Raw genomic sequence first — 21,861 nt, 5'->3', positions numbered from 1 at the left:
TTCGGAGCGTCGACTATCAAATCTGATAGTCGACCTCGAGACGTTTTGGAAAAGCCCGACTTTCCTCAAGTCGCTCCCAGCTGCGATTCACACACGTCGACACCCACAATTACGTTCAGATTTAGTTCTTGTCTCATCCATACGGCTCGAGTGAGCACTTCGAGGCATCGAGTTTCTCGTCGATTGTGCGCTGTAATATGGAGCCAGCTAATATTCGTCGGCGCACCCTCCACACGTTCCTCGTCGCGATGTTCTGACTTATCAACTTAGGTCGCATTAGCGACGTTGGCCTCCGCATGGCAGTTCACGTTTAAGCGTTTAAGCTCATCACAGTAGGTTAAAGGTTGCCCGGTCACCGTGCTCCAAGCTATACCTATTCGGGCGGTGCAAGCACTGGTGATCGCTGCCAGTCGGGATGCCCAAACTTTCGCATGTCGTGCGGTTAAGCTGGATGCGTAGGGCAATAGCGTTTTCCACGCCAATGCGTATAGCTGGGCCGAAACGGCTGATGTCTAGCCCTTTTTTTCTCAGGAGTTTTTCGACGCCCAAAGTAGTCACAGTCACAAACTCATCTACGTCATGTGCGATTGCGAATTTAATCACCGCCCTGATTGCCAGAAGCGAGTCGCGTGACAAATCATGGCATTGCTTATCGCGTGCAAGGATGGCAAAGCGGCTTAGCTCCCAAATATGGGTTGAGTGCGGGGCATCAACCCCATGCAATAGTTCCGGAAAAGTGTTCTTGAGCATGTAAGGGCCGGTCGTTGGCAGGATCCGCCAGCAACCGAATTGCTGTTGCGGCGCGTCCTTGTCTTCAAGTATAAGATAATAGGGATCAAGTGCGTCATACCCGTCGATTTCCATATCGGCTATGATCGAAACATCCCAGCGCTTTCTGTCTTTAAACACCTGTGCACGGAGTTTATGCATGCGCATAAGGCAATCTTTGTCAAGGGTGGTGCGTGTGCCAACTTCGATAATCATATAGCTTCCTCGCAAAGCGGTAATTATGAAGTTTGCACAAAGATATATTAACTAGCTAAACTGCTAGTTGCGCTACCTAAGCAAAGACGCTACATTTTTTTTAGCAGGATGATCGCCGACTATTGCTTTTGCTAGTGGGCGTTTCATTTTATTCAGAAAACAGGTTTGTTATGAACTCTACTATTCCTTCCACGGTAGACCACTATGAAACTTCACAGCCTTATTGAAGCTGTTCGCCTGCGTTCTCGCCCACTTGTTATCGAGAGCGAATGGTCGCAGGGTCGAACAGTATTTGGAGGGGTCTTGGTTGCTTTGGCTCATGAAGCCATGCTTACGTACGTTCCTTCAGAACGGGCTCTGCGATCACTTTCAGTTGCGTTCGTTGCGCCAGTGATTATTGGTGAGCCCCTGATCTTCAGCACAGAGGTATTGCGCGAGGGACGCGGCATCACCTATCTGCAATGCCGGATCATTCAGCACGGCCAGACCGTCACTACTGTAATGGCCTGCTTTGGTGCAGCGCGGCAGCAGGCATTCGCCTTAGCGGCTGATGCCCGGTTCGAGGTGCCTTTGATCGAAGCGTGCGAGCCGTTGCCTTTCCTGCACGAGGTGACACCGTTATACCTGCAGAATTTTGATGTCCGCTGGGGGATTGGTGAAATGCCTTTCACAGGAGCTACATCCAGGCGTACGGGAGGGTGGATTCGGTTTAAAGACGGGTCCGAAACAGCAAGGCCGAGCGAGTCATATTTGCTGGCGGTGATGGATGCCTGGCCACCCTCAGCCTTGTCACTTTTCGATGGGCCGGTCCCAACTAGCACTCTTACTTGGAGCATCGAGTTAGCCCAGCCCTTTCGGCATCAGCCCACAGACACCTGGTTTGCCATTCAGCTTTCCAGCGAATATGCGGAACAGGGATACTGCGCCTCCTCTGCAAGCGTGTGGTCAGCCGACGGGCAACTGATGGCTCTCGGGCGTCAAACGATTGCCGTGTTTGGCTAGGGCGTTCGTCAGAGCTGGTGGGCAGCGTTACATGATATCGACATTGGCCACCTTGATCAGTTGTTGTGAATCAAGGCCTTACTGTTGTGCGGCCACGGCCGGGCCGTTTGGCTGGGGCGGAAGCATTGAGTTCAATGGTCGGGATTAAACTGTCGAGGAGGCCACAAATGTTGATGTATCGCAAATGGACATCGTTGCTGGGCTTGGTTCTGGCCGTTATCGCGGGATTCGCCCATGCTGACAACCGCCCGGAGGTCGCGGAAAAAGTCCTTGCCTATCCCGGCGAAGGCGGCCTCAAAGTCTTGACCCTGCGCATCGGTGCGCGCAGTGACAATCAGGCGCTGGTGCAGCTAGGTTGGTGTGAGAGGACCAATACTTCGCTCATGAAGACGTTTGCGTTCACTGGTGATCACCAGCGGCCGGCCTCGAAGCCAGCCAGTCCATTGCGGAGAGCAGCACGTCACCGTCAGGTGCTCCCTGCAGCTTGATCGAGCGGCCAGATTGTTTGTCCTTGATGACCAGCGTAGGGGTGGCTGTGATGCCGTCCTGGCTCGCCTTGTGAGCCTGGCTAATGACGGCCTGTTGCACAGACGGGTTACTCGCAGCGCAGTTATCAATGAAGTGCTGTCGATCTTCGAGGCCAGGGATCTGCGGATTGCCAGCAGTTCCAGCACCGTTCGACCGAGTACGCTGATAAATGAGCTCGACTGCGAGCCAAAAAGCGTCATTGCCTCTCTCAATCCCGCGCACTCAGCCCACCGAGCCTCATAGCTCGCTGCAGGCTCATGCATAGGTAGGGGCAGATGGTGCCACTGAAGATTCACGTCTGGATGCTGATCAACCCAGGCTTTGAGATGTGGGAAGTAATCCTTGCAGTAGGGGCATTCCAGATCTGCATATTCGACGATGGTGAAACGGGCGCCACGGCTCCCGTATACCCATCCGCCACTATGTCTCTTCTGATCGGCTGCCGGCGCCACGGGGTCACCTGTGACGCCAGGCTGATACTGCATCACCTCGGTCAGCAGAAAAGGTGAGATAGCCAAGGCGACCGCACCGATGCAGTAGAGGATTTTCCGGCGCGTCGGTCGCTTCATGCGGAGGCCTCTTTGTCGAGAAGCTGTTTTGCCAGCAGCTCCTGATCCAGCAGCGTCAGAAGAGCTTTCTGGGCGCTTTCGGGCTGAGGGTGATGCTCAAGCCACTGGTCCAGAGCTTTGTGCAGTTGGGATTGGATCTCTCGACGATCAACCGCTACATGTTTGACGACTTGTAGGTGCTCGATCAGTACCGGCGCGCAGATCTTCAATGCAATCAGGGATTCTTCCTGCGGGTTCGTAAGAATTTGAGTCAGACTGTCGATCAGATTTTGAGTCAGGGCATCCATGGCTCTCATGCCAGGTTCTCCAATGCACGGGGTGTTGGGAATGTAATGTTCAGGGGCTCAATACCTCGTTTCCGGTCGAGATCTGCAGCTACTTCCAGGGCAGCTCCCAACTCGTCGACACCCATGGACTGCATCAGGTCGTAACGCTGTTTTTTCTCTTCAGGCTCGGTCATGGCCAATGCCAGGTACAGGCTCGGCGGAACAGCGCGAAACAGGACTTCCATCGATTTCGAAAGAACCACGCCTTCGGTGTATTTACCGCTCTCTTTGCGTGCTGACAGCATCAAGCCCTTCTGTGCAGGTGTGAGCTCACGGAAACGGGAGATCTTCTCCACTTCGTCAGGCGGCATGTTCAAGCAGATCCACCACTCGATCATGTTGAGCATTGGTGCAGTTGAGGGAGGAAAGTCATCCATGTTCTGTGTTGCCAGCCAGAACCAGGCCCCGAGCTTTCGCCACATTTTGGTGATCTTCATAATGTAAGGGGCGAGGAGGGGGTTTTTGGTAATGATGTGGCCTTCGTCTGTCACGTTGACCAGAGGACGGCCCTTGTACTGATCACGCTCCGCTATGTTGTTCACGGTGTTGATCAGCGAGATGTAAGCGATCGACAACTGGGCGTTGTAACCCTCACGTGCGTAGGTGGCCAAGTCGACGATGGTCAGATCTGCCTCAGGCCAAGGCGTACCGGTACGGTTGAACATCTCCCCGTCGGCGCCCATGCAAAACATGTCCATGGCTTCGGCCATTTCAAGCATCCGATTGCGTCTGCCCTCCGGGATGGAGGTGTCTTCCCCGGCCGCGCGCAACGCATTACGGACATCTTCCGTCAGGACGGTGCGATCGGCGTCGGAGCAAATTCTGGCCGCTGCAAGGATGCACTGTCGGATTACGCTGCGGTCAGCCCGGGTCAGCCGAGCTTCCTCTTTTTCCTCACCGCCGGTGATCATCAAACGGGCTACGATTTCCATCTCGCCGAGGACATCCCGTTCATCATCGTCTTCATCGGGCTTGGCATTCATGTCCTCGTCAGAGCTCTCTAAGTCATCAGCGTCCAAGGTCTTGACCTGGCTCGGTGTGTTTACCAAGCGAATAGCGTCGGCGAACGGAGCCAGGCTAACGCCTGAGTTCGGGGCCAGCTTGATCCTGTTGACTGTCAACCCAAGCTTTTTCGCGAAATCCCCGAGTAGACCGAAACTGTTACCCGCCTCGACGATGAACAGGCGGGGAGCGTAAACCGCAATGAGCTGGTTGAGCAGGTTATTCAACGTGGCGGACTTACCTGCCCCTGTGGGGCCGAACAGAAACATGTGGGCATTCATCTGACGATCCAGCTTGTTGAATGGATCAAATGTCAGTGGAGCCCCACCACGGTTGAATAGCGTGATGCCAGGATGCCCGGTACCACTGGAGCGACCCCACACAGGGCACAGGTTTGCAATATGCTGGGCGAGCATCATCTGCACGTACCAGTCCATGGCTCGCTTTTGATTTACGTCGAAGTTCCCGGGAAGCCAACGGAGGTAGCTGTTGAGTGGGGCCACCTCGTCGTCAGATGCTACGGGTTCCATACCGGCACCCAGCAATGCGTTGGTCAACTGCATGCTGCGCGCGGTGAGCTGTGCTTCGTCATTTCCCTTGAGGTAAAAGGCGATGCTGCCTCGGTACAGCTTGTGCTCACGACCGATCAGTTTCCTGGCATCGTTTACCGCTTCGCGGGTCAGTAGTGAAGCTTGGTTGTCACCCACCGACTTGCGTGCCAGCTTCTCAAGATGAGCCTCCAGCACGTCCTGAGGGGTGATGACCAGGGTGATGGCCAACACAGTGTCCTCAGGCAACTTGTCGAACAGGGCATGCAAGGCATCACCGCCTTTACGTGTTTCGCCAGTCAGGTGACCGGTCTTCGGGGCTTCGCGCAGCCGATCCAGCATGATGACTCTGTGAGGCTGGCCATCGAAGTACCACAAGCCTTTTTGACTGTCGGATTTTGGCTCTCGATAAAAGAGTCCCTGTGCGAAGTCGTCGCCAGTGAGCAGTGGGAGATCCTCGCCGGCATCCTCTGTGCGTTTGTTCACCAGTTGAAAGAAGCGATCAAAGTCTTTGAGCGTCGTTCCCAGGTGATCGGGGTGAGGGTTGAACCACTGCAGGAGCCAGTGTCGGATGTCGTAACCGTCCATCCGTTTGCTTTTAATGCCGGCGTTGGCCAGACCTCCAGTGAAGCGCTGACAAATGTTGTCCAGGTGCATGGCAGGGGTTTGGCCACGGAACGCTGCATCACCGACTACCCGGCGATACACGACTACCCGCACTCGGCGCTGCTGGCCACGCCAAGGCAATTTTGAAACTGTGGTGTCTTCAAAAAGACCACCAGGTTTGGCGATTGCATCGAGGTGATGCTTGAACAGATCCAGATACAGCTCCGAGAACGGGCTGCCTTTAGCCTGTGGTCGGATGTATTCACGCAGGTTCCGAAGGTAGTCATCCCAGCTGGTTTCGTCCTTCGCGTAGAACTGCACAACCCAAGGTGAGGTATCGAGCTCGTCAAAACTATTTTGCAGCGCGTTCTCCAGGGCATCGCGCACCTTGCGAAGCCATTCGGGATCACGGCCTTCAGTGCCGATCGGAGTCAGTTCGAAGAATGCTGCCAAGGATTTGCCATCCTCAAGCAGCATCGCTTGCTCCGCTGGCAGGTACTCAATCCATGGAAGGAGGTCTACAAAGCTCGGCTTGACGTCGTACAGCGCGGCGACGTCGCCAACCGTGGCAGGCTTCTGCTTCGGGTTTCTCCAATCGCCAGGCGCGGGTATGCCCTGATCCTCAAGTCGCTTTAGGTAACGCTCAAGTGCCGCATCCACATCGTTTTGATCTGAGGCTTTCAAATCCTCAACCAGATCATCTTCAGGCTGTTCAAGTTCGACCGCTGCAGGCTCGCTCAGCAGAGGGTCGCCCGCTATATCCGTTTGCGTAGCTGAATTGAGGGACGCGCGGCTTTTGAGCCGTTGAAAAAGAGTCATCAGTAGTCCTCAACCCGCTCGCCAGGCATGGCGTACTGCACACGCTGATAGAGCGGGAAAACAGTGGTGTAGCCAGGGACTGGTGCTGGATCGGAGCCCGCAAGGTGCGGAAACACGTACATGACAAGATCCGGATTGGGTAGTCGTTTGAACTGGCTGTAGATCTCGTTTTGAGCGGTACGGGTGTAGGCCGCGCTGTCCTGCAAGGGCTGGGTAGCACGTACATCGATTGGACGGCGCAACTCCGAGCGAGCATCGAGCAACTGCCGGCCACTAGCGCTTCCCGCCGAACCGGTCGTTCCTTGGTTCCAAACGTCCATCATGGTGTTTTGACCATGCGGCAGCATTTGCTCTTTGTTTGTCGAGCATCCAGCCAGCAAGCCCGCCGTGAAAAGGCAATACATCAGCGCGCTGCGCGCTGAGCCCAAGTGATCAATCCAGGTTGGCATTGGCATGGTTCGCTCCTGAGGCGTACTTGACCTTGCGGCCTTTGAGTTCGTAGTCAATTTCCAGCTCTTGATCGATGTGCAGTGAGACTTGCGCACCAGGCAGGACATAAATGGCCGCGAACGCTTGTCCGTAGAGTTTGTTAACCCAGCTCGAAACGTCCGTGACTCCTTGGGTCAGGATCTTCCCCATCGCCTCGTTACCAGACAAACCGGTGCTACCAAGCGTCCCAGAAGCGTTTGAGACGTATGAGGAGGTGCTTCCCTCGGTCTTGATCAACGATGCTGCTCCAGCGCCTGCTGCGGTGATGAGGGCTTGTGAACCGATGTACTGCTGCGCATTGCTGCGTCGCTCGCCCGCAATACATGGAATGCCGTATGGATCACTGATCCAGCCAAGGCCACCCTGGATGGGTTGTTGGTCTCCAGAGTTGTTCTGGTTGTTGTTCTGTTGATTGCCACCCTGAACCGGTGCCGGCAACGTGCGGACAGTGCCGTCGGTAAACACGAAGGTCAGACTTTTGATCTGCCCCCGCACGCATGAGAGGGTCCAGTCGCCGGACGCTGTACCGCTGGCCACCGCACCGGCTACGTCAGGAAGGTCGATGCCATTGGCAGTCAGGTTGTCCGGACCGATCAGCACCTTGAACGGGTAGGGGTCATTAACCGTCCCATCAACAGGAACCCGGCCGATCAACGCGGACATGGCCACCGAGCCCATCAACGTCGAGTTTTGAGGGAGGGTGTAGGCACGTCGTACCTTCTTACGCTCCTGTTGCTGGCCACCCATGTCATCGCGGACAGACTGAGCACCTGTCGTGAGCGCTTTCTGTCCTCGGTCCACGGACTCGCCGAAGGCTGTAGGAAAGCTGTAGGCGCTCGCGGGGACGCTATTGCCGGCAGTGATCGGTTTGCCATTGCTATCCAGGGCCGTCGCGTCCTGTGGATCGATCCACACGATGTCTGAACCGTTTGTTTCCGATTTGAACTGTTGGCCATCACCTGGCTGAACACCCAACCCAATTGGTAAATCCGAATTGGAATTATTGTTTTGTCCCATTCGGGTCAGTTCATCCATCTGTTTGCGCAAGCCCTCCAACACGCTCTGCTGTTGCTGCTGACTATCCAGCTTGAACTGCTCCTGGGCGTTTTTAAGGCGCTGGTCGACGGTCTGATCAATGTTTGCCAGTCGTTGTTTGAGGGTCTCGTTATCCTGTTTGACCGCAGTGTTCTGTGCGATGACGTCGGTGATCTGCTGCTTGAGCTCGCGTCCTTCAGCGACGACCGTGCGCAGCGTGTCGCTCGGCGTGTCGCCTTCCACACCAAGGGCTTTGGCTTGCTCAGCCGTCAGTTTTGGAGCAGGGGTTTCGGTACTTGGTGCGGGGGCACTTCCCAGTGATTTGATGCCGACGAAAATCACAAGCAGGAGGAATGGAATCACCAGGTACTTGAGCAGCGGATTACCTTTCATGCTTCGCTCCTTGCGCTGCACGCGGATCTGCTTGGGTCGCCGAGAATACGGCCGCCTGTGTCAGCCCGTGTCCCCGCGTGACCAGGTACAAGGTCGTGGTGTCACTGGCATCGCCGCGTGATCCAAGATACGGATGTTGAAACGCTGCAGTGACGAATTCACCCATGAGCTCGCGAGGGTCAAGCGTGATGCGCTGCGCCGTCTGATTCTGCAGCTTGACGGCAGTCACCCAAAAATCATCCAGACGCCATGCGCCTAAGGGTGTGGATTTGACAGGTAGAGTGGGAAGCAGGGTGGTCAGATCCAGGCTGCGCTCAACCTTCACCTGGGCAATGCCGTCCACAGGCTCGACGGTGCGCAATGGTGCATAGAGCATCTGGGCTGCATAGCGTGTGAGGACAACTGGGACGGGCGTTTCTCGCTTGACCACTTCCTCTGGTTCATCCTCTTCATCGTTCGATCGGCTGGTTGAATCCGTGCTCTTTGTCGTGGCCTTCGCCGAGCGTGCTGTAGCAGCCCCTCCGTAGCGTGCGGATGATGTTTCACCTTCCACAATCTTCACCGGCTCCAGCGCCGGTTGATCGGTCGGTGCCTCTGTAGCAGCGATGTCCACCAGAATGATCTCGCCGGTCTTGGCATTCTGCAGCTGGAGTCGAGTGGGCTCTATAGCTTCCTTCGCAAACAGGTAGATCGCGCCGCCCGTGCTCTGCACCCGCAGCTTTTCAGTCAGCGAGCGCGGGAGTCCAACACGAACATTCTGATCAACGAAGACGATGCGTTCCTGATTGATGCGCAGTGGAATTGCCAGCGGCAACCGCTCCCACCGGAGAATCTCGACCGCCGAGGCGACTTGGGCGTTGCCAGCCAACACCATCAGTAATGTCGAGCATGTGAGTACTCGCAAAACACTCATTTGAAGACTCCTTTCGACGGAGTTGCGGGAGCTTCAACATTGCCCTCGATACGCTGTGGTGCGCCGTTGTAGCAATCCCAGGCCAAGCCGAAGGGATTGGTTTCAGGGTCGACGTCCATACGTACAACGTGGAGCGGGTATCTCGCGAGGGCACGCTTGACCAACTGCCCGCCGTAATACTCGTCGGCTGTGATGTCGAGCGTGACAGTCCAGTCGTCGATAGAGTTGGTCACCGTCCTGATCTCGGGCGAATCTCCATAGCCTCGACCTGGAATTTCGTACACGCCCCGGACGCGCTTGCGTAGCTCACCGCTAGACCTGCGCAGTTCAAAATCACTCTGCAGGTAATGCTTGCAAGATGGCGTGATGTAAGCATCCAAACGGGTGATATTTGCTTGGTAGTCCTGCTCGCCGTCGACCGGCCACCGGTTCATTTGCTGAAAGATATACAGGCCGAATGTGTATACCGATTGGGGAGGGACATCCCACCACATTCGCGTGCTTCCAGACCGCAGATCTGGCGGAACGTGAACGGTCAATTGCTTCGGCGAACTCCACCAGCCGAAACCAAGGCCTGCTGCCACTAGCGCAATCAAGACAATCGCTATCCTCAAGCTATTGATGTGGGCACGTTGGGAGTCGGCCAACTTCAAGAAACGGCTCATTGTTGCTCGCTCCGGCGGCAAGTCCAGTTGCCTGATCGAAGGACCAGGTTGGCTTTGTTGAATGAGGTCGGGCCGAGCATTGCCGTCTGCAGCTGCAACCTGCGGTAGACCCATGTCTCCGGTCTACCGCGTTTGAGGCGTCGCAATACCCGAGATGCGATGAGCAGTCCCAATACTCCTCCTATCAAGGCGCATACCACGGGCATTGATGGTGTGATGATGAAGGCCAGCGGCAGACCAATCACAAAGCCTATGCCGCTGCAACCGAATACGGTCGCCCACATCTCATCCGCCGTAAGGCCACCAATCACCACGGGCTGATTGTTCAAGCGACTGGGCAGAAAACGCAGGGTGCCGTCTTCATGCTGATCTTGCTGGAGCTCAGTCATGGAAGCCTCTAGGACTCAAAGAATGTTGGTAGCGGTGGTGACCAGGTAGATCGTGACGCCGATCAAGCAAACACCGACTACCGCGGTACTGCCCAGGTCAGCCCATTTGGCCTTGCCCATGTGGATCTCGTGGTAGACGCCCAGCGCATGTCGCCCCACCAAAATGATGCCGAACGCGCACATGCATAGACCCAGCAGCGTGAAGCCGTCGAAGGCATAGTTTTGGAAGGTCTGCAGGAAGCTGGTCCCAGTGCCGCGTGTGGGTGCTTGTGCACCCGGTAGAGCCGCGAAACTAGTGCCAGGTGTGGCAGCCGTCAGCAGCACCGAAAAAGGCCGGCGTTTCAAAAAAGCACGTGCCTGAGTGAACAGTGAATACAGCGTCATCTTTATCTCCTTGGAAAAATCAACTCAACAGCATGAAAGTCATAATCATGAACAGCACGGCCCAACGAGCGGCAGAAGCGGCAGCAGCCGATCTGTCGAGGTTTCGGGTTGCCCAGCCGCGATAAATGCTCAGAAGTACCCAGACGCCCCACAAGAGGAGGATGCCCATCGCAATTCCGGTCCACAGCGTGTTGCTGTTGGCCGGTGAAAAGCCGGCAGCGGCCTGAAAGGCACTGATCTGGGTTGAGGACATCGTCATGGCGTGTGATCACCGCTGACGTTGTATTGGCCTGAAATCTCGACGGGGTCTCGGGGCTGTGCCCGGGAGGGAGTCAGATAATCCTGCAGGCCCTGGCGAATGCGTGCGATATCGCTGACTAACCTGGAGTAATCCAGGTGATAGCGCTGGGCCGATTCACTGGGCAGGTCAGCGCTGCGCTGGGCGACGGCCTCAACCGCATTGAGCTGGCGAATCATTACTTCCACGTTGGCTTGCTCGGAAGCCGTGCCGGCTGCTCGGGCATGTGAGGAAAGCAGCGGTGTGCATATGAGGACTGCAGACAGGCAGATCTGCATGCTTGAAAACGCTGGTTTGATCGCGTGGAGTTTGATTTTCACGTCGCGGGCCTTGGAAGCTGTAGGAATCTATGCCCACAGCATGACCAACGGCCCGTAAGGAATCAGTACGAAACCCTTTTTAGGTCTGAGGGGGTTTAGGTTGGCGTGCTAACTGCTCATCCGGTCAGAGATTCATTGAAGAAAGTCGTTTGGCGAGGCTTTAATGCACAGCATGCAGCGCTCTCAATGGTGGGTCGGAGCAGACATGCTGCTGAGAGCTTCATAGGGAAGGATTGGAGTTATTGATGTGATGGGTAAAGCACCAGCAAGCTTGTACAAATATTTAAGTTTCAGTGATCGTATGGTAGAGCAGCTGTACCACGGAAAAGTTTTTTACGCTGATCCAGGGACGTTCAACGACCCATTAGATTGCCGGCCTGTCGTAATCGCTGGTGACCAAAGCATTGAAAGACTGAAATTGCTTCTAAAGTTAATGGTCATTAGGCGCGTAGAGAAGGAGTCCTCTGCAGCGCTGAAACGCTTAAAGTTGAAGGGGCAGAAACTCGACTTGCACCGAGCACGACTCGGGGAGACCGAGGTACAGGATGCTATCCGTGGAATAGAGTACATGGCGACGGATCCAGAGATCACCGATCAGGCAGGCTATTATCAACGTGAGCTGTTAACGCTGATTCAGAGTGAAGTAAAAGACACACTTGCCACGGGCGTTCTTTGTCTCAGTGCGAATGCGACAAGCCCATTGATGTGGTCACACTATGGGCAGCAGCATCGAGGTGTGTGCATTGAGTATGACACTTCGGATCTCAAATCGACGCGTATCCATAAAGTGGTGTATGGCCAGAGCCGTGAAATACTAGCCGACTCAATTCTCCGGTGGTTGCAGGATGGCGACGTACAGTCACAGCTCGAGGTCGAGAGGGCCTCTCTACTCACAAAGTCGGGCGAGTGGAGATACGAGAAAGAATGGAGGTTACTCGCTCCCATCGGGTTAGACCGTAGCCCATTCCCTGTCAAATCCGTCACATTTGGTATGAACTGTCCTTCAGCAATTTTTGAGTCGACCATGTCGATGCTGGGAGGGGAAAAATCGACCATAAAATTTTGGAAAATAACCGAGCCTACGTCCAACTTTAAGCTCAAACGCGCGAGAATTCATTTCGACGACTCGATGAGACCTATGCTTGATCAAGATTATTCATGGCTTCTTGACGACTTGGACGATGCTCATGACGTTTAGGAGGCCAGCGACACTCCCTTCAAGTCATTTATCGCCAGAAAGCAGGTCGAAGTCCCATTATTCGACTTGCTGAATTCTCACGCAGCGTTTGAAGAAGAATAGGAAGCCCGTACTGAGTGTGTAGCCAAGCGCCCAGCCCTGTGCGTTTTGGTTGCCAATCTGTTCACGGCCACGATTTATCTGCTGAACGCTCACCAGCTCCCATCCTTCTCTGCCATGTCGATTCAATACGGCCAGAGTTTCTGGGTCGCTCATATACCTCTCAACATCCGGCTGGGTCGTCTCATCTATCGACTTGAACATCAACATGCCGCTGGTCACGGTTTTGTAGGGCAGGGGGACGAAGGTCTGGGTGTATTCATAGAGTGTCATCGGATACCTACTGCAAGCAGATGGGGAAGGGCAGGTCATTTTTGCAGTCTCTAAGCGCTGGGCGAAGCGCCAAACCTATTCCATTTGGAAAATGGTATAGGTAGTGAGATATTTACTACGCCGGTCATGAGCCGGTCCACGCAGTTATTTTCAAAGGAAACGTAGGGATGCAGACGCTGGACTACCGCAATTTTGAGTACAAAGGCTTCCACTCCATGGGAGCATGTTTTGTTCGTGTGCGTATCAAGGATGACGGATCCCTTGTCTGTCTGATAGCTCAACTTCGTGACTACAACGGCACGTCCGTTACAAACGTTATTGAAGACATCATGTATGGTGTTGTTAAGCGTCTTGATTCTGAAAAAGCCCTTCCCAAGGCGCTTTCGTCAATGGATAAAATTCTTGAACGTTCTGTTTGGATCGAACGATATGCCCCCGGTCTTGGCATCTCACCAGACGGTTCGTGGGCAATCGTTACCCTTGATTCCGAACGTAAACCGGATTGGACACACGCGAGCTTTCAAAGCGTAGTAGCTCATTGCGGTGTAGAGCCCGCCTTCTTAGATCTGACCGAAGAAGACTTGCGTCATAAGAGGTAGTTGATTGGGAATGGGGCAGCGCATCAAGGTTTCGAGCGCTGCTTCATGTCTTTGAAGCGCTGCATGATGTCGATCACAAGAGAGTTGACGGCCAGAATCTTCATGGCTCGTGTGACAGCTACGTACAGAAGGTTCAGCTCATCGTCGCGTTTGCCGGCATCGATGTCAGGGGAAAGCGGATCTGCTGAAAAGTCGTCATAAAGCCCAACGAAGTCCCACTCCAGACCTTTGGCTCTGTGCGCAGTGGTAAGGGTCACGGTTGCATCGAGCTCCGACGTGACAGATGCAGCACGCAGCTGCTCGATTCGTAGGGGCAGATCCGCATAGTTTTCGATGATTTTGATCGAGCGCAGCATCTCAGGATCCTGCGTGGCCTTCGCGATCACGACATACTGGTCGTAATCGGCATAGTCGGTCAGCAATTTGCGCTGCTGGACCTGGTCATTCATATGCCGGCTGAAATAGAACAGGTCCTCCAGATCGCGCAAGGAATAGCTGTCGATCCCTCCGATCCACTGCATGCGGTGGTTTTGGTTGACCAGGCGCAGCGCGTTCTCGATCACACCGCTCACAGTACGGTGCAGGTAGGTGCGATGAGGAAGATCGTCCGGTAAGGCTCGTTTCACCAGCGTCGGCTGTCCCAGGCCTTGCAGGGGGATCTTTTCACCCTTGAAGGAAAGGATGACGTTGGCCACGTAGGCAACAGCCGGTCCAAATCTGAAGCTCTGAGTCAGGAAGTGCTTCTCGGCGTCCTTCATCGCCGGGCTGTTTAAAGCATCCACAGCGCCTCTGAACCGATACAGCTGCTGATGCCGATCACCTACAGTGACTTGAGTTATTGTTTGGATCTGGACCAGATTCGCGATGACCGGGTTCACGTCCTGCCCTTCGTCGAGCAAAATCGCACCGAAACGCTGGCTCAGATCTGGCTGGCTCATCTGGTACAGCTTCAGATAGCCATCGTGCGTCATGGGGACTGAGCGATCGTTGATATCGACCATCTTCTGCCAAACGTCTCTGGTCAGGTTGAGCGCTTTACTCATGTACTGCTGCTGGACCGAGGTCAGTGTGCGGTTGCTCTGGAATCGCACAAAGTGGTCTTCCAGCAGCTCCAGATCCTTGCTGGCCATGAAGGCATTGAGGGTAGAAACGATATCTTTGGCCAGCTCCCAATCCTGGGTATTGATCGTCCTCGCGATGTCGGTCAAACGCAGATTGCCAGCCTGCTTGTGTTTGTACTGGCTGCCATAGACAGCGTAGGCGAGGCCGTGAGCTGTTTTGCAGGTCACATTGCGTGGAAAACGATTCTTTGCCGCGATCTCAACGGCTTTGTTGTAGCAGAGGTACAGCATTTTGACCGACGAGTTGTGCGTGGCGTAACCGACGAGTGTCGTTGTCTTCCCGGTACCGGCAAACGCCTGGACCAGTAGCTTCTTTGCGAAGGAGTGAATAGCTGGCAGTTGTTCTTCTGTCCATTGCATGGAGGGCACCTAAAGGTATTTTTTGAAGCTGGACGCCGTAATGCTGACCGCCAGGCCGAGCAGTGCCGCGCATGGCAGGAGCACTAGCAAAGGGCTCACGCTGAATGGCAGAGCCAGGTAAAGGCTCCAGGGGACTATCACCAGCGGCACCATCGTTGCTCGAGCTTTGTGATAGAGGTAGCTGGACTCGCGGCCGGCACCGAACCGCCGCAAGTCTCTGCGCACCAGCCCGTCCACAAAACCAACAAATGCCGTCATCACAAATAACGGGATTGCGAGGGTCAGGATCACCAGACGCACGCAAAACACCAGTGTCGTGTAGAGCGCCGCAAGGCCGTAATCCTGAAACTTGCTGACTCCCACGCCTAGCATGTAGCGCATATCGAAACCGCGTGATCGTTGTCCTGTCGCAGCATAATCAGAGGTGTGTTGAACCCAGTCCTGAAGCCCAGTCTTGACCACCAGCCAGTCATATGTGGTTTGAACCAGCCATGTCGCCGTTCGGCCTGGCTCTTGAACAACCACACTCTGCAGGAACCCCTTGGAGAGCCAGCTGAGTTCATGATCGAGCATTGCACGAGCATGCTGCCAACCGGCCTCCGGCCAGAAGAAGTACATGCAGATCCATTCGACGATGATGGCTCCCCCCAGAGAGAGGAACATCACTGCAGCGAATCGGAATGGCAGGGTGAAGAGAGATCCTATGAACGACTGTTCGTGGTCTTGCTGCTGTTTCGCGCGATCGGCAACGTCCGCCATATCAGATGCCCCCTTGCCGATCGCTCAACCCGCCGAGAGTCATGCCGCATCCTCAGGTGCAACAGCGATTTTTTTGAAGTCGTCGAGTAGATCTGCAGGCAGCGACTCGTTTAGCGTCTGATAACCGGGCGCTGACCACCAGCCAGTGTCGTCGACCTTGCCCACCTGATACGTCTGACGCATGCTTTCCGCCAAGGCCTGCAGATCTGCCGGCATTACTTCATCAGGATCATGGCCAGGCAAAGGCATTCTGATTTTCCACAGATTGCCGCCTTCCATGAGCGCAAAGCATTGTCCCTTGGGCAGGCCGACGACATGCGCTGGCTCAATCATTGGCACGCTGACCTGCTGCACCTGGTCATGACTGGATGATGTGAACGCGGTATTGCCCGTTGCACTGTCATTCGCCGAGCTGGCCGGGGTGGATGTGAAAACCTGAACCTTAGGCAACTGGTTTGTCAGCAGCTCGGCGGTGGACGTTTCGCGGACGCGCAGCATGAACACGTTGTTGAAGTTACCGATCACCTGGCCAGCCTTGGCCTTGTTGCCGATCTTCGCTTCGATATCGCTCATTGTCTGGGTGTAGGCAGTCACCTGCATGCCGGCACCGCCGCCCTTGTTGATCATCGGAATGAATTCCTCACCCATCAGCTCGTTGAACTCATCGGCATGGAGGTTGATAGGCACTTTGGTGCCAGGGACGCCGCCCGGTAGTCCGTCGTCGACACCGAACTTGTAGATATGGCCAGCGACCGAGACCAGGTCGGAGAACATAGAGTTGCCGACGGCAGCGGCGACCTCTGTGTCCGACAAGGCGTCCAGGCCGATATAAACCACGGCCTTTTTGCGGACCACCTGCATCCAGTCAAAGATCGGTCGAGGATCGTTCACGTCCTGATAGTCCGGCGAGATCAGTTCCGCCATGCGGCCTGTTGTCAGCTTCTCAAGCAGTGGCAGCAGCGAGGCGACGATCTTGTCGAAATAGGTCTTGTCGTAGCGGACCGCGCTGCGCAGTCCATCCATCACTGGATCTGCCACGCGCGTCTGAGACAGGTATTGATCGATTGCCACCACACGGAACGGCCGGCCCTTCATGTTGAACGGTACGTTTTTTTCGTTGAGCTTGCCTTCAATAGCGACGATCGCCTCCCAGGCCTTTGGATCATATTCATCAAAGTATTTGGAGGCATACTCCTGGAAGATCCCTTCGATGTTGATCACGTGCTGCTGGATCTGCAGGTAGTCAGGTCGACGGCCCAGCGCGACGAGGGCTCTTGCGATGATGTTCACGAATCGCCAAGCGAATTCACGGAATGCTGCTGAGTTACCTTCCCCGGAGAGTTGCCCAGCGATCCTGGTGGCCACTTCTGAAATCCGCCCAAAACGCCCAACGGCGTTGTAGCGTGCCGAGTGGTCTGGCCAGCCCAGGTGGAACACATAAAATTCGTTCAGGCGGCCGGCGCGTTTGGCTTCGAGATACATGCGCTTGAGCAGATCGGCGTCGCCCTTCGGGTCGAAGACGATAACGACTTCATGCTGGCCGTGTTTTTTACGCCGAATGTCCTGAGTGATGAACAATTCAGCCAGGCGCGTTTTTCCGACACGGGTGGTGCCCAGAACAATCGAATGGCCTACTCGCTCGCCCAACGGGAGAGAGACGTTCTCCTCGTATGGCTCGATGCCGTGCAGCCTTGGCAAGCCGCCTACGGGTGGCAGAGGTCGCACAGGATTGATGGGCACGTCCCATGATGTTGCTCTGGCCAGAAGCCGGACAGGGTATGGAGCGAACTCAGCTCTCTCCTCAAAGCGACGCGCTGCGCGGAACAGTGAGGTGGCCTCAACGTAGCTGGCGTACTTCGGCAGGTAAGTGTCCATCAGCCGCTGGGTATGGCGCTGCTGCCAACGGAAGCCAAGACCGATGAAGAGACGTTGATTGCTCACCGGCACTTCTTTACTGGTCATCGTGTAATGAGGCAGTCGACGGATGTTTAGACGATAGCGCAGCACCTGCCAAGCTTGTTTCAGACGCACTAAGCCCAAAGCGAGAAAGCCCGCGGAGGTCACGATGCCGAACAGCGGAGTAAGCGCAAACGCCCAGGGAGCGAACACGCACAGGAATGCACCTGCAGCGCACACGTACACGGTGTACAGCTCTACAGCGGGTCTGAGAAGTGATTCAATGGCGTAATCGTGAGCCATAACCCGACCTCCTATTGCTCGATGGCGGTTGGGGTGATCAACACCGGATAGTGATTCAGGCCGAGTCGTTGAGAAAGCTCGTCACCTGATGCGGGGGACACCAGCGCGTCGGGCAACCAACTCCTGACTACGGCAAGTCGTTCTTGTGTGGCCACGTTGACCACCAGTCCTACGGCCTGCATCTGCTTCAGCACCGCACCGCGTTCTTGTAGCCATCGGCGTGAAGTTTCATCGTCCCCGACCAGGAACAAAGGCTGCAGGCCTGGCGCGTTGATGATTCGGCCCTGAACTGTCCCCGGAGTCATTCGAGTGGTGCGTACCGGCAATCCCTGTGCTGCTACAGGATCCAGTTGCGAGGTCAGGTCATTTGAGACAGAAGAGGACGGCTCGGGATTGAGAGATCGATAGTAAGGCAGCGCTGAGTCACCACCTTTGTCTTCAACCACGGTGAGCTCTGCAGCTTGGCAGATCATAAATGGCAGGCAGAGCGCTGCGCCGAGGATCACTGATCGGGTCATGGATTGGTCACCAGCATTTGGATGCCGGTTACCCGACTGAGATGTTTGGCAAAGGCCTTGCGGTAATTGGCTGCTGGAGCGCCGCCGGCAGGGCGGTGATAGCGTCCGGCTACGGTGATCCAGTCACCGCCAAGCGCGCGCAGTTCGGCGAGCATTTGTGCAGCTACATCGAGGTTCTTGTAGGGATTGAGCGCGTCGCACGGATTGCTTGATTTAAATCTCTGGCCGTTCCAGCCCATGTTGACCTGACCTAATCCGACGTCGACCCGCTTGGGACCCGCCTGCGCGAGTGCGATGATAAGTGCGGTGCAGGCATCGGCACGGGTTGCAAAACGATAACTAGCGCCGGCAACGTTCAGCGTCCAAGGCCACGGGACCAGTTGGCCCCGCAGTGGGGTCCCACTTTCCTGCAGTGCCACCGAGTAGAGCACTTCCGACGGAATGTTCGCTGCGCGGGCAGCCAACTGATAAGCCGGCGGGGGAAGCTCGGCTGCATGGCTTGTCAACACGAAGCACAGCAGGGCAAGGCCTGCCCACGTCACTGACGCAGCCATTGCCCATTCACCTCTCGCACAACGGCCGGTAACTCGCCACCCAAGCTCAGGCCAAGCCAACGTCCACCGTCATGGTTGAGGGTGATTTGTCGGGTTCTGACATTCGCAGGGTCGATCCCCGAGACAATCGCCCAGTTGCGAATTCGCTCATCGTCGTTCTGGCTACCCACCATGTACACGTCAAACGGCTGCTTCTGAGCTTGAAGGGCCTTAACCCGAACTGAGCACTCCGGGCAATCGTCCTTGACGAACACTGCCAATCGGCCATTGCCCTGGTTAGCAGGGCTTGCGGTCGCCCCTTGGGGCGCCGAACTGGCGATGGGCATCAGATTGGGATAGAGGCGTTTAAAGGCATCGTCATATGCGCGTTGATACGCCAATTCTTTTGCCGTGCGCTGCGCCTCGGCTTTGACCTGGAGCTCTGCATACCGCCGGCGCTCTTCATCATTGCGGGCTTCGATACCCAATGCAGTCAGCGGATCCAGCCCGGGGGAATACACACCTCGTGAACTCTGCATCAGCGTTTGATAGCGCTGCCATTCCTGAGGACTCAGGTTCCAGTCTCGTGCCAGCATCTCGTCGCTCGATTGCGACTGGCTGTCCAGCAAAGCGCTCTGGTGCTCTCTACTGGTGGACTGTGCGGAGGTGTTGGTTGCAGCGTTGGCCATGCCAGCTGCTGTGATCAGGATGACTCCCGTCATTGTGAACATTCGCAGGTTGTAAACGGTCATGTGAACCTCTAAAGGCGCAGGGGCAGAATGCGGGTTGAGCCGTTGATGCTGAACAGGGCGCGCGAATCATCCAGGCTGTTGAGCTGCCAGTTGCTCCCCGCGACCATGTCGCCCGGGCGTATCAGGTTCAGTTGACTCAGTTGAGTGCTGCCAGGCGGGGCAACTGACAAGAAACGTTCGCCTCCGCGATACTCCACACCCACTACCGAAAACGGTGGAGGAGCCTCCGGAACTTTGCTTTGTGCTGTTGATTTGCGGGAGGGGGGTGGAGTCTTTGGCTTGGCTGCCGAGATTTGAACAGATGCTGGTTTAGCCGCACGCAGGTCCTGAAGTTTCACCTGCAGCTCCTCGATCCGAGCGTTCATGACCACAACTTCTTGCATTGAGGCACCCTGTTGGGCAGCGTCCTTCGCCGCCTCCTGCACCTGCTTCAGGAGGGCTTGAACGGCATCGATGCGGTTGGAAAGAGCCTGCTGGCCAGCCCTGAAATCATCGATGGTCACGGACTTCAGCTGGCTGGCAGCATCGAGCCGGTCATCCACGCCATTGATGCGTTGGGTAATGGCGTTGACGGTTTCCAGGTTCGCAGCTGATTCAAAACCTGTCTTCAGGTGGAGAATCTGCCACTGCTGGTAGACCAGCATGCCGATCAGGACGATCAGGGCCAGGATTTGCAGTACGGTGGCGCGGGAAAGAGAAGGGCGCAGTGGCAGCTTCATGGAGGACCTCACTCAAGATGTGAGGTACGTTCGCAAAAACCATGATTTGAAGCATTAGGAAACCCTTTTCCTATCGGATGGGGTTTCATGAGGGGCAGGTCTGGCTTTGAGCATTGACACCGTTTTGATGTATAGCCGAAGAGTGTTTGCTATGAATCGCGGACTCGTCAAAGCCATCTTCAGAAGACTCCAATGGATGAGTTTTCCCCTGATAGCACCTCGTAAGGTCCCGCGGAGAGCCGTCACACTTAATCGCCAAGTCTGGCAGTCAAAACCAGCACCTACAACGGATTGGAAGAAGCACAATGGACTGCAATTCAAATTGTAACATTTTGTAAAGAAAACAGACATCAGTAAAAGGTATTCTGAAGTTCTTGAATCGCTCATTTTCTTAGAGGCTTAATAGCAGATGAGTGTTTTCAAGAACAACCAATCAATCAATCGATAGAGGGATTATCTATGAACGCTGATATGGATGCAAAAAAACTGACACTCGTGCCTGAAGACACTTTGACAGCCGATACGGTCTCCTACCCTTCAGAGGAAGAGATGGAATTATTCCAGCACGCTACAACCATGATGATTGATCGTGGTGACAACGACTGGATGGGTAACGGCATACAGAAAGCTGCATAATTTCATATGCAGGCGCGTCACCCCACCGGGTGACGCGTTGGAGATAAATATGAATAATGCAGAATTAATAGCTACTGATTTTTGTGACGAAATAATACGTACGCTACACGGTTTGCGTTTTTCAATATATGTAGGTGGGTCGATAGCTTTAAATAAACATGACAAGTTTTCGGATATAGATATCTGCATCATACATGATGGGGATATTAGCATTGCGGATATTCCAAATGCAGAAAGGATTTTAAAAACGCCACAGGGGATTCAATCAAGCGTTAATTTTAAAGGTGAGAAAATTGATTTAAGGCTGGATTGTTTAAAAACCTTGACTAATAGCGTTGAGGATTTTATATCCCGAAATGACCTAACGCCCCGAGGTCAGCTCTATTTGTCTGCATTGAAAGCAGGGCGTTATTGCAAAGACGATCTGAACGTTAAAGGGCTAACCAGAAACTTGAGTATTGACGAAGAAGCCAGATCTAAGGTTATCGAAGATAATTGTCGATTTATTAGAGATTACGGATTTTTAATATATCTTGAGCGAGGGGATTACGCAACATTGGCAGATACGTTGCTGTTTACTTACCGTGCTTTCATTCATGTGTATTATGCTCTTGATTTCAGTCTGTTTCGAGGTTACAAACACGCAGCAGCCTTCGAGACGAATAAAAACAAAGGTGGGCAAGCAGTTATAGAAGCGTTTCAAAGTATATTTATGCAGCCAGAGGCAGGCAAGCTTAAAACTCTTTCACGCCATTTAAATTCTTTTTTTCAGCTTCACTTGCCTCAGTTGGAAATGAATTTTGACTTCCAAATCGGTCGATAACT

At 54.7% G+C, this 21,861-nt stretch carries 25 protein-coding genes and 1 pseudogene; 6 read left to right on the top strand and 20 right to left on the bottom strand.

The features are described 5' to 3' along the window. Window positions 1-327 precede the first annotated feature (327 nt). On the bottom strand, window positions 328-984 hold the full coding sequence (locus tag JOE34_RS24440) for an acyl-homoserine-lactone synthase (protein WP_024648298.1): 657 nt from the start codon (window positions 982-984) through the stop codon (window positions 328-330). A 204-nt stretch (window positions 985-1,188) separates the two neighbouring features. Here JOE34_RS24440 and JOE34_RS24435 point away from each other — a divergent pair, with 204 nt between their 5' ends. Next, window positions 1,189-1,986 carry a thioesterase family protein gene (locus JOE34_RS24435; RefSeq protein WP_046265914.1) on the top strand — a complete coding sequence of 266 codons (798 nt, stop codon included), beginning with the start codon at window positions 1,189-1,191 and terminating at the stop codon, window positions 1,984-1,986. Window positions 1,987-2,153: 167 nt separating this feature from the next. Next, the gene (locus tag JOE34_RS24430; protein WP_032631769.1) at window positions 2,154-2,474 is read left to right on the top strand and encodes a hypothetical protein; all 321 of its coding nucleotides are present in this window, start codon (window positions 2,154-2,156) and stop codon (window positions 2,472-2,474) included. Here the strand turns inward: JOE34_RS24430 and JOE34_RS24425 are convergent. The 11 genes and pseudogenes from JOE34_RS24425 to JOE34_RS24375 form a co-directional block, all read right to left on the bottom strand. Further along, window positions 2,386-3,083: pseudogene (locus tag JOE34_RS24425) on the bottom strand (thioredoxin domain-containing protein). The gene JOE34_RS24430 and the pseudogene JOE34_RS24425 sit on opposite strands and share 89 nt — an antisense overlap. Then, window positions 3,080-3,379, bottom strand: coding sequence for a hypothetical protein (locus JOE34_RS24420; RefSeq protein WP_020342652.1), 300 nt, complete (start codon window positions 3,377-3,379; stop codon window positions 3,080-3,082). The pseudogene JOE34_RS24425 and the gene JOE34_RS24420 overlap by 4 nt, the downstream one beginning before the upstream one ends. Further along, complete coding sequence (locus JOE34_RS24415) at window positions 3,376-6,384, bottom strand: conjugative transfer ATPase (RefSeq protein WP_046265912.1); 3,009 nt, start codon at window positions 6,382-6,384, stop codon at window positions 3,376-3,378. The genes JOE34_RS24420 and JOE34_RS24415 overlap by 4 nt, the downstream gene beginning before the upstream one ends. Next, on the bottom strand, window positions 6,384-6,839 hold the full coding sequence (locus JOE34_RS24410; protein ID WP_209996773.1) for a TIGR03751 family conjugal transfer lipoprotein: 456 nt from the start codon (window positions 6,837-6,839) through the stop codon (window positions 6,384-6,386). The genes JOE34_RS24415 and JOE34_RS24410 overlap by 1 nt, the downstream gene beginning before the upstream one ends. After that, the gene (locus JOE34_RS24405; protein WP_003425118.1) at window positions 6,817-8,301 is read right to left on the bottom strand and encodes a TIGR03752 family integrating conjugative element protein; all 1,485 of its coding nucleotides are present in this window, start codon (window positions 8,299-8,301) and stop codon (window positions 6,817-6,819) included. The genes JOE34_RS24410 and JOE34_RS24405 overlap by 23 nt, the downstream gene beginning before the upstream one ends. Continuing rightward, window positions 8,291-9,214, bottom strand: coding sequence for a TIGR03749 family integrating conjugative element protein (locus JOE34_RS24400; protein WP_003425117.1), 924 nt, complete (start codon window positions 9,212-9,214; stop codon window positions 8,291-8,293). Before JOE34_RS24400 ends, JOE34_RS24405 begins: the two co-directional genes overlap by 11 nt. Continuing rightward, complete coding sequence (locus tag JOE34_RS24395) at window positions 9,211-9,879, bottom strand: PFL_4703 family integrating conjugative element protein (protein WP_016567465.1); 669 nt, start codon at window positions 9,877-9,879, stop codon at window positions 9,211-9,213. The genes JOE34_RS24400 and JOE34_RS24395 overlap by 4 nt, the downstream gene beginning before the upstream one ends. Next, window positions 9,876-10,268 (bottom strand): TIGR03750 family conjugal transfer protein, encoded by a 393-nt coding sequence (locus JOE34_RS24390; RefSeq protein WP_003425113.1) that lies wholly within the window; start codon window positions 10,266-10,268, stop codon window positions 9,876-9,878. Before JOE34_RS24390 ends, JOE34_RS24395 begins: the two co-directional genes overlap by 4 nt. A 15-nt stretch (window positions 10,269-10,283) precedes the next feature. After that, on the bottom strand, window positions 10,284-10,652 hold the full coding sequence (locus JOE34_RS24385; protein WP_003392802.1) for a TIGR03745 family integrating conjugative element membrane protein: 369 nt from the start codon (window positions 10,650-10,652) through the stop codon (window positions 10,284-10,286). Window positions 10,653-10,671: 19 nt separating this feature from the next. Further along, the gene (locus tag JOE34_RS24380) at window positions 10,672-10,911 is read right to left on the bottom strand and encodes a TIGR03758 family integrating conjugative element protein (RefSeq protein ID WP_003425111.1); all 240 of its coding nucleotides are present in this window, start codon (window positions 10,909-10,911) and stop codon (window positions 10,672-10,674) included. Continuing rightward, window positions 10,908-11,270 (bottom strand): RAQPRD family integrative conjugative element protein, encoded by a 363-nt coding sequence (locus tag JOE34_RS24375; protein WP_025987077.1) that lies wholly within the window; start codon window positions 11,268-11,270, stop codon window positions 10,908-10,910. The genes JOE34_RS24380 and JOE34_RS24375 overlap by 4 nt, the downstream gene beginning before the upstream one ends. Window positions 11,271-11,520: 250 nt before the next feature. Between JOE34_RS24375 and JOE34_RS24370 the strand changes: the two genes are divergently transcribed. Beyond that, complete coding sequence (locus JOE34_RS24370; protein WP_020314312.1) at window positions 11,521-12,468, top strand: DUF2971 domain-containing protein; 948 nt, start codon at window positions 11,521-11,523, stop codon at window positions 12,466-12,468. A 57-nt stretch (window positions 12,469-12,525) separates the two neighbouring features. Here the strand turns inward: JOE34_RS24370 and JOE34_RS24365 are convergent, their stop codons facing one another. Further along, window positions 12,526-12,840 (bottom strand): DUF4177 domain-containing protein, encoded by a 315-nt coding sequence (locus JOE34_RS24365; RefSeq protein WP_004409778.1) that lies wholly within the window; start codon window positions 12,838-12,840, stop codon window positions 12,526-12,528. A gap of 167 nt (window positions 12,841-13,007) precedes the next feature. Here JOE34_RS24365 and JOE34_RS24360 point away from each other — a divergent pair, with 167 nt between their 5' ends. Further along, window positions 13,008-13,439, top strand: coding sequence for a hypothetical protein (locus JOE34_RS24360; RefSeq protein WP_017699417.1), 432 nt, complete (start codon window positions 13,008-13,010; stop codon window positions 13,437-13,439). A gap of 23 nt (window positions 13,440-13,462) precedes the next feature. Here JOE34_RS24360 and JOE34_RS24355 read toward each other — a convergent pair whose 3' ends face one another. Genes JOE34_RS24355 through JOE34_RS24325 form a run of 7 tightly spaced genes read right to left on the bottom strand, consistent with a single transcriptional unit; the run spans window position 13,463 to window position 20,400 of the window. Beyond that, window positions 13,463-14,920: a UvrD-helicase domain-containing protein gene (locus tag JOE34_RS24355; RefSeq protein WP_004409781.1), complete on the bottom strand. Its 1,458-nt coding sequence runs from the start codon at window positions 14,918-14,920 to the stop codon at window positions 13,463-13,465. A 9-nt stretch (window positions 14,921-14,929) separates the two neighbouring features. Further along, the gene (locus tag JOE34_RS24350; protein WP_003317503.1) at window positions 14,930-15,679 is read right to left on the bottom strand and encodes a TIGR03747 family integrating conjugative element membrane protein; all 750 of its coding nucleotides are present in this window, start codon (window positions 15,677-15,679) and stop codon (window positions 14,930-14,932) included. Window positions 15,680-15,718: 39 nt separating this feature from the next. After that, the gene (traD, locus tag JOE34_RS24345) at window positions 15,719-17,878 is read right to left on the bottom strand and encodes a type IV conjugative transfer system coupling protein TraD (RefSeq protein WP_044311789.1); all 2,160 of its coding nucleotides are present in this window, start codon (window positions 17,876-17,878) and stop codon (window positions 15,719-15,721) included. 11 nt (window positions 17,879-17,889) lie between these two features. Continuing rightward, complete coding sequence (locus JOE34_RS24340) at window positions 17,890-18,396, bottom strand: integrating conjugative element protein (RefSeq protein WP_011267028.1); 507 nt, start codon at window positions 18,394-18,396, stop codon at window positions 17,890-17,892. After that, on the bottom strand, window positions 18,393-18,950 hold the full coding sequence (locus tag JOE34_RS24335) for a transglycosylase SLT domain-containing protein (RefSeq protein ID WP_011267029.1): 558 nt from the start codon (window positions 18,948-18,950) through the stop codon (window positions 18,393-18,395). Before JOE34_RS24335 ends, JOE34_RS24340 begins: the two co-directional genes overlap by 4 nt. Further along, window positions 18,935-19,681, bottom strand: coding sequence for a TIGR03759 family integrating conjugative element protein (locus tag JOE34_RS24330; RefSeq protein ID WP_011267030.1), 747 nt, complete (start codon window positions 19,679-19,681; stop codon window positions 18,935-18,937). The genes JOE34_RS24335 and JOE34_RS24330 overlap by 16 nt, the downstream gene beginning before the upstream one ends. Before the next feature lie 8 nt (window positions 19,682-19,689). After that, window positions 19,690-20,400, bottom strand: a complete 711-nt coding sequence (locus JOE34_RS24325; RefSeq protein ID WP_044311788.1) for a hypothetical protein — start codon at window positions 20,398-20,400, stop codon at window positions 19,690-19,692. A gap of 459 nt (window positions 20,401-20,859) precedes the next feature. Between JOE34_RS24325 and JOE34_RS24320 the strand changes: the two genes are divergently transcribed. Together JOE34_RS24320 and JOE34_RS24315 are read left to right on the top strand one after the other, a co-directional pair. Then, window positions 20,860-21,036: a hypothetical protein gene (locus JOE34_RS24320; protein ID WP_154292353.1), complete on the top strand. Its 177-nt coding sequence runs from the start codon at window positions 20,860-20,862 to the stop codon at window positions 21,034-21,036. Window positions 21,037-21,085: 49 nt separating this feature from the next. Continuing rightward, window positions 21,086-21,859, top strand: a complete 774-nt coding sequence (locus tag JOE34_RS24315) for a nucleotidyltransferase domain-containing protein (protein ID WP_044311787.1) — start codon at window positions 21,086-21,088, stop codon at window positions 21,857-21,859. Window positions 21,860-21,861: the final 2 nt, after the last annotated feature.

This window comes from Pseudomonas sp. PvP028 (assembly GCF_017832255.1).
Classification (GTDB): domain Bacteria; phylum Pseudomonadota; class Gammaproteobacteria; order Pseudomonadales; family Pseudomonadaceae; genus Aquipseudomonas; species Aquipseudomonas syringae.
The sequence above is the reverse complement of the archived record's forward strand: the minus strand, read 5'-3'. Positions and strand labels throughout refer to the sequence as shown.

Bases quoted from the DNA above. Each gene is read 5' to 3' on its own strand.
- JOE34_RS24440 (WP_024648298.1), bottom strand. From the start codon at position 984: ATGATTATCGAAGTTGGCACACGCACCACCCTTGACAAAGATTGCCTT.
- JOE34_RS24435 (WP_046265914.1), top strand. From the start codon at position 1,189: ATGAAACTTCACAGCCTTATTGAAGCTGTTCGCCTGCGTTCTCGCCCA.
- JOE34_RS24430 (WP_032631769.1), top strand. From the start codon at position 2,154: ATGTTGATGTATCGCAAATGGACATCGTTGCTGGGCTTGGTTCTGGCC.
- JOE34_RS24420 (WP_020342652.1), bottom strand. From the start codon at position 3,379: ATGAGAGCCATGGATGCCCTGACTCAAAATCTGATCGACAGTCTGACT.
- JOE34_RS24415 (WP_046265912.1), bottom strand. From the start codon at position 6,384: ATGACTCTTTTTCAACGGCTCAAAAGCCGCGCGTCCCTCAATTCAGCT.
- JOE34_RS24410 (WP_209996773.1), bottom strand. From the start codon at position 6,839: ATGCCAATGCCAACCTGGATTGATCACTTGGGCTCAGCGCGCAGCGCG.
- JOE34_RS24405 (WP_003425118.1), bottom strand. From the start codon at position 8,301: ATGAAAGGTAATCCGCTGCTCAAGTACCTGGTGATTCCATTCCTCCTG.
- JOE34_RS24400 (WP_003425117.1), bottom strand. From the start codon at position 9,214: ATGAGTGTTTTGCGAGTACTCACATGCTCGACATTACTGATGGTGTTG.
- JOE34_RS24395 (WP_016567465.1), bottom strand. From the start codon at position 9,879: ATGAGCCGTTTCTTGAAGTTGGCCGACTCCCAACGTGCCCACATCAAT.
- JOE34_RS24390 (WP_003425113.1), bottom strand. From the start codon at position 10,268: ATGACTGAGCTCCAGCAAGATCAGCATGAAGACGGCACCCTGCGTTTT.
- JOE34_RS24385 (WP_003392802.1), bottom strand. From the start codon at position 10,652: ATGACGCTGTATTCACTGTTCACTCAGGCACGTGCTTTTTTGAAACGC.
- JOE34_RS24380 (WP_003425111.1), bottom strand. From the start codon at position 10,911: ATGACGATGTCCTCAACCCAGATCAGTGCCTTTCAGGCCGCTGCCGGC.
- JOE34_RS24370 (WP_020314312.1), top strand. From the start codon at position 11,521: ATGGGTAAAGCACCAGCAAGCTTGTACAAATATTTAAGTTTCAGTGAT.
- JOE34_RS24365 (WP_004409778.1), bottom strand. From the start codon at position 12,840: ATGACACTCTATGAATACACCCAGACCTTCGTCCCCCTGCCCTACAAA.
- JOE34_RS24360 (WP_017699417.1), top strand. From the start codon at position 13,008: ATGCAGACGCTGGACTACCGCAATTTTGAGTACAAAGGCTTCCACTCC.
- JOE34_RS24355 (WP_004409781.1), bottom strand. From the start codon at position 14,920: ATGCAATGGACAGAAGAACAACTGCCAGCTATTCACTCCTTCGCAAAG.
- JOE34_RS24350 (WP_003317503.1), bottom strand. From the start codon at position 15,679: ATGGCGGACGTTGCCGATCGCGCGAAACAGCAGCAAGACCACGAACAG.
- traD (WP_044311789.1), bottom strand. From the start codon at position 17,878: ATGGCTCACGATTACGCCATTGAATCACTTCTCAGACCCGCTGTAGAG.
- JOE34_RS24340 (WP_011267028.1), bottom strand. From the start codon at position 18,396: ATGACCCGATCAGTGATCCTCGGCGCAGCGCTCTGCCTGCCATTTATG.
- JOE34_RS24335 (WP_011267029.1), bottom strand. From the start codon at position 18,950: ATGGCTGCGTCAGTGACGTGGGCAGGCCTTGCCCTGCTGTGCTTCGTG.
- JOE34_RS24330 (WP_011267030.1), bottom strand. From the start codon at position 19,681: ATGACCGTTTACAACCTGCGAATGTTCACAATGACGGGAGTCATCCTG.
- JOE34_RS24325 (WP_044311788.1), bottom strand. From the start codon at position 20,400: ATGAAGCTGCCACTGCGCCCTTCTCTTTCCCGCGCCACCGTACTGCAA.
- JOE34_RS24320 (WP_154292353.1), top strand. From the start codon at position 20,860: ATGAACGCTGATATGGATGCAAAAAAACTGACACTCGTGCCTGAAGAC.
- JOE34_RS24315 (WP_044311787.1), top strand. From the start codon at position 21,086: ATGAATAATGCAGAATTAATAGCTACTGATTTTTGTGACGAAATAATA.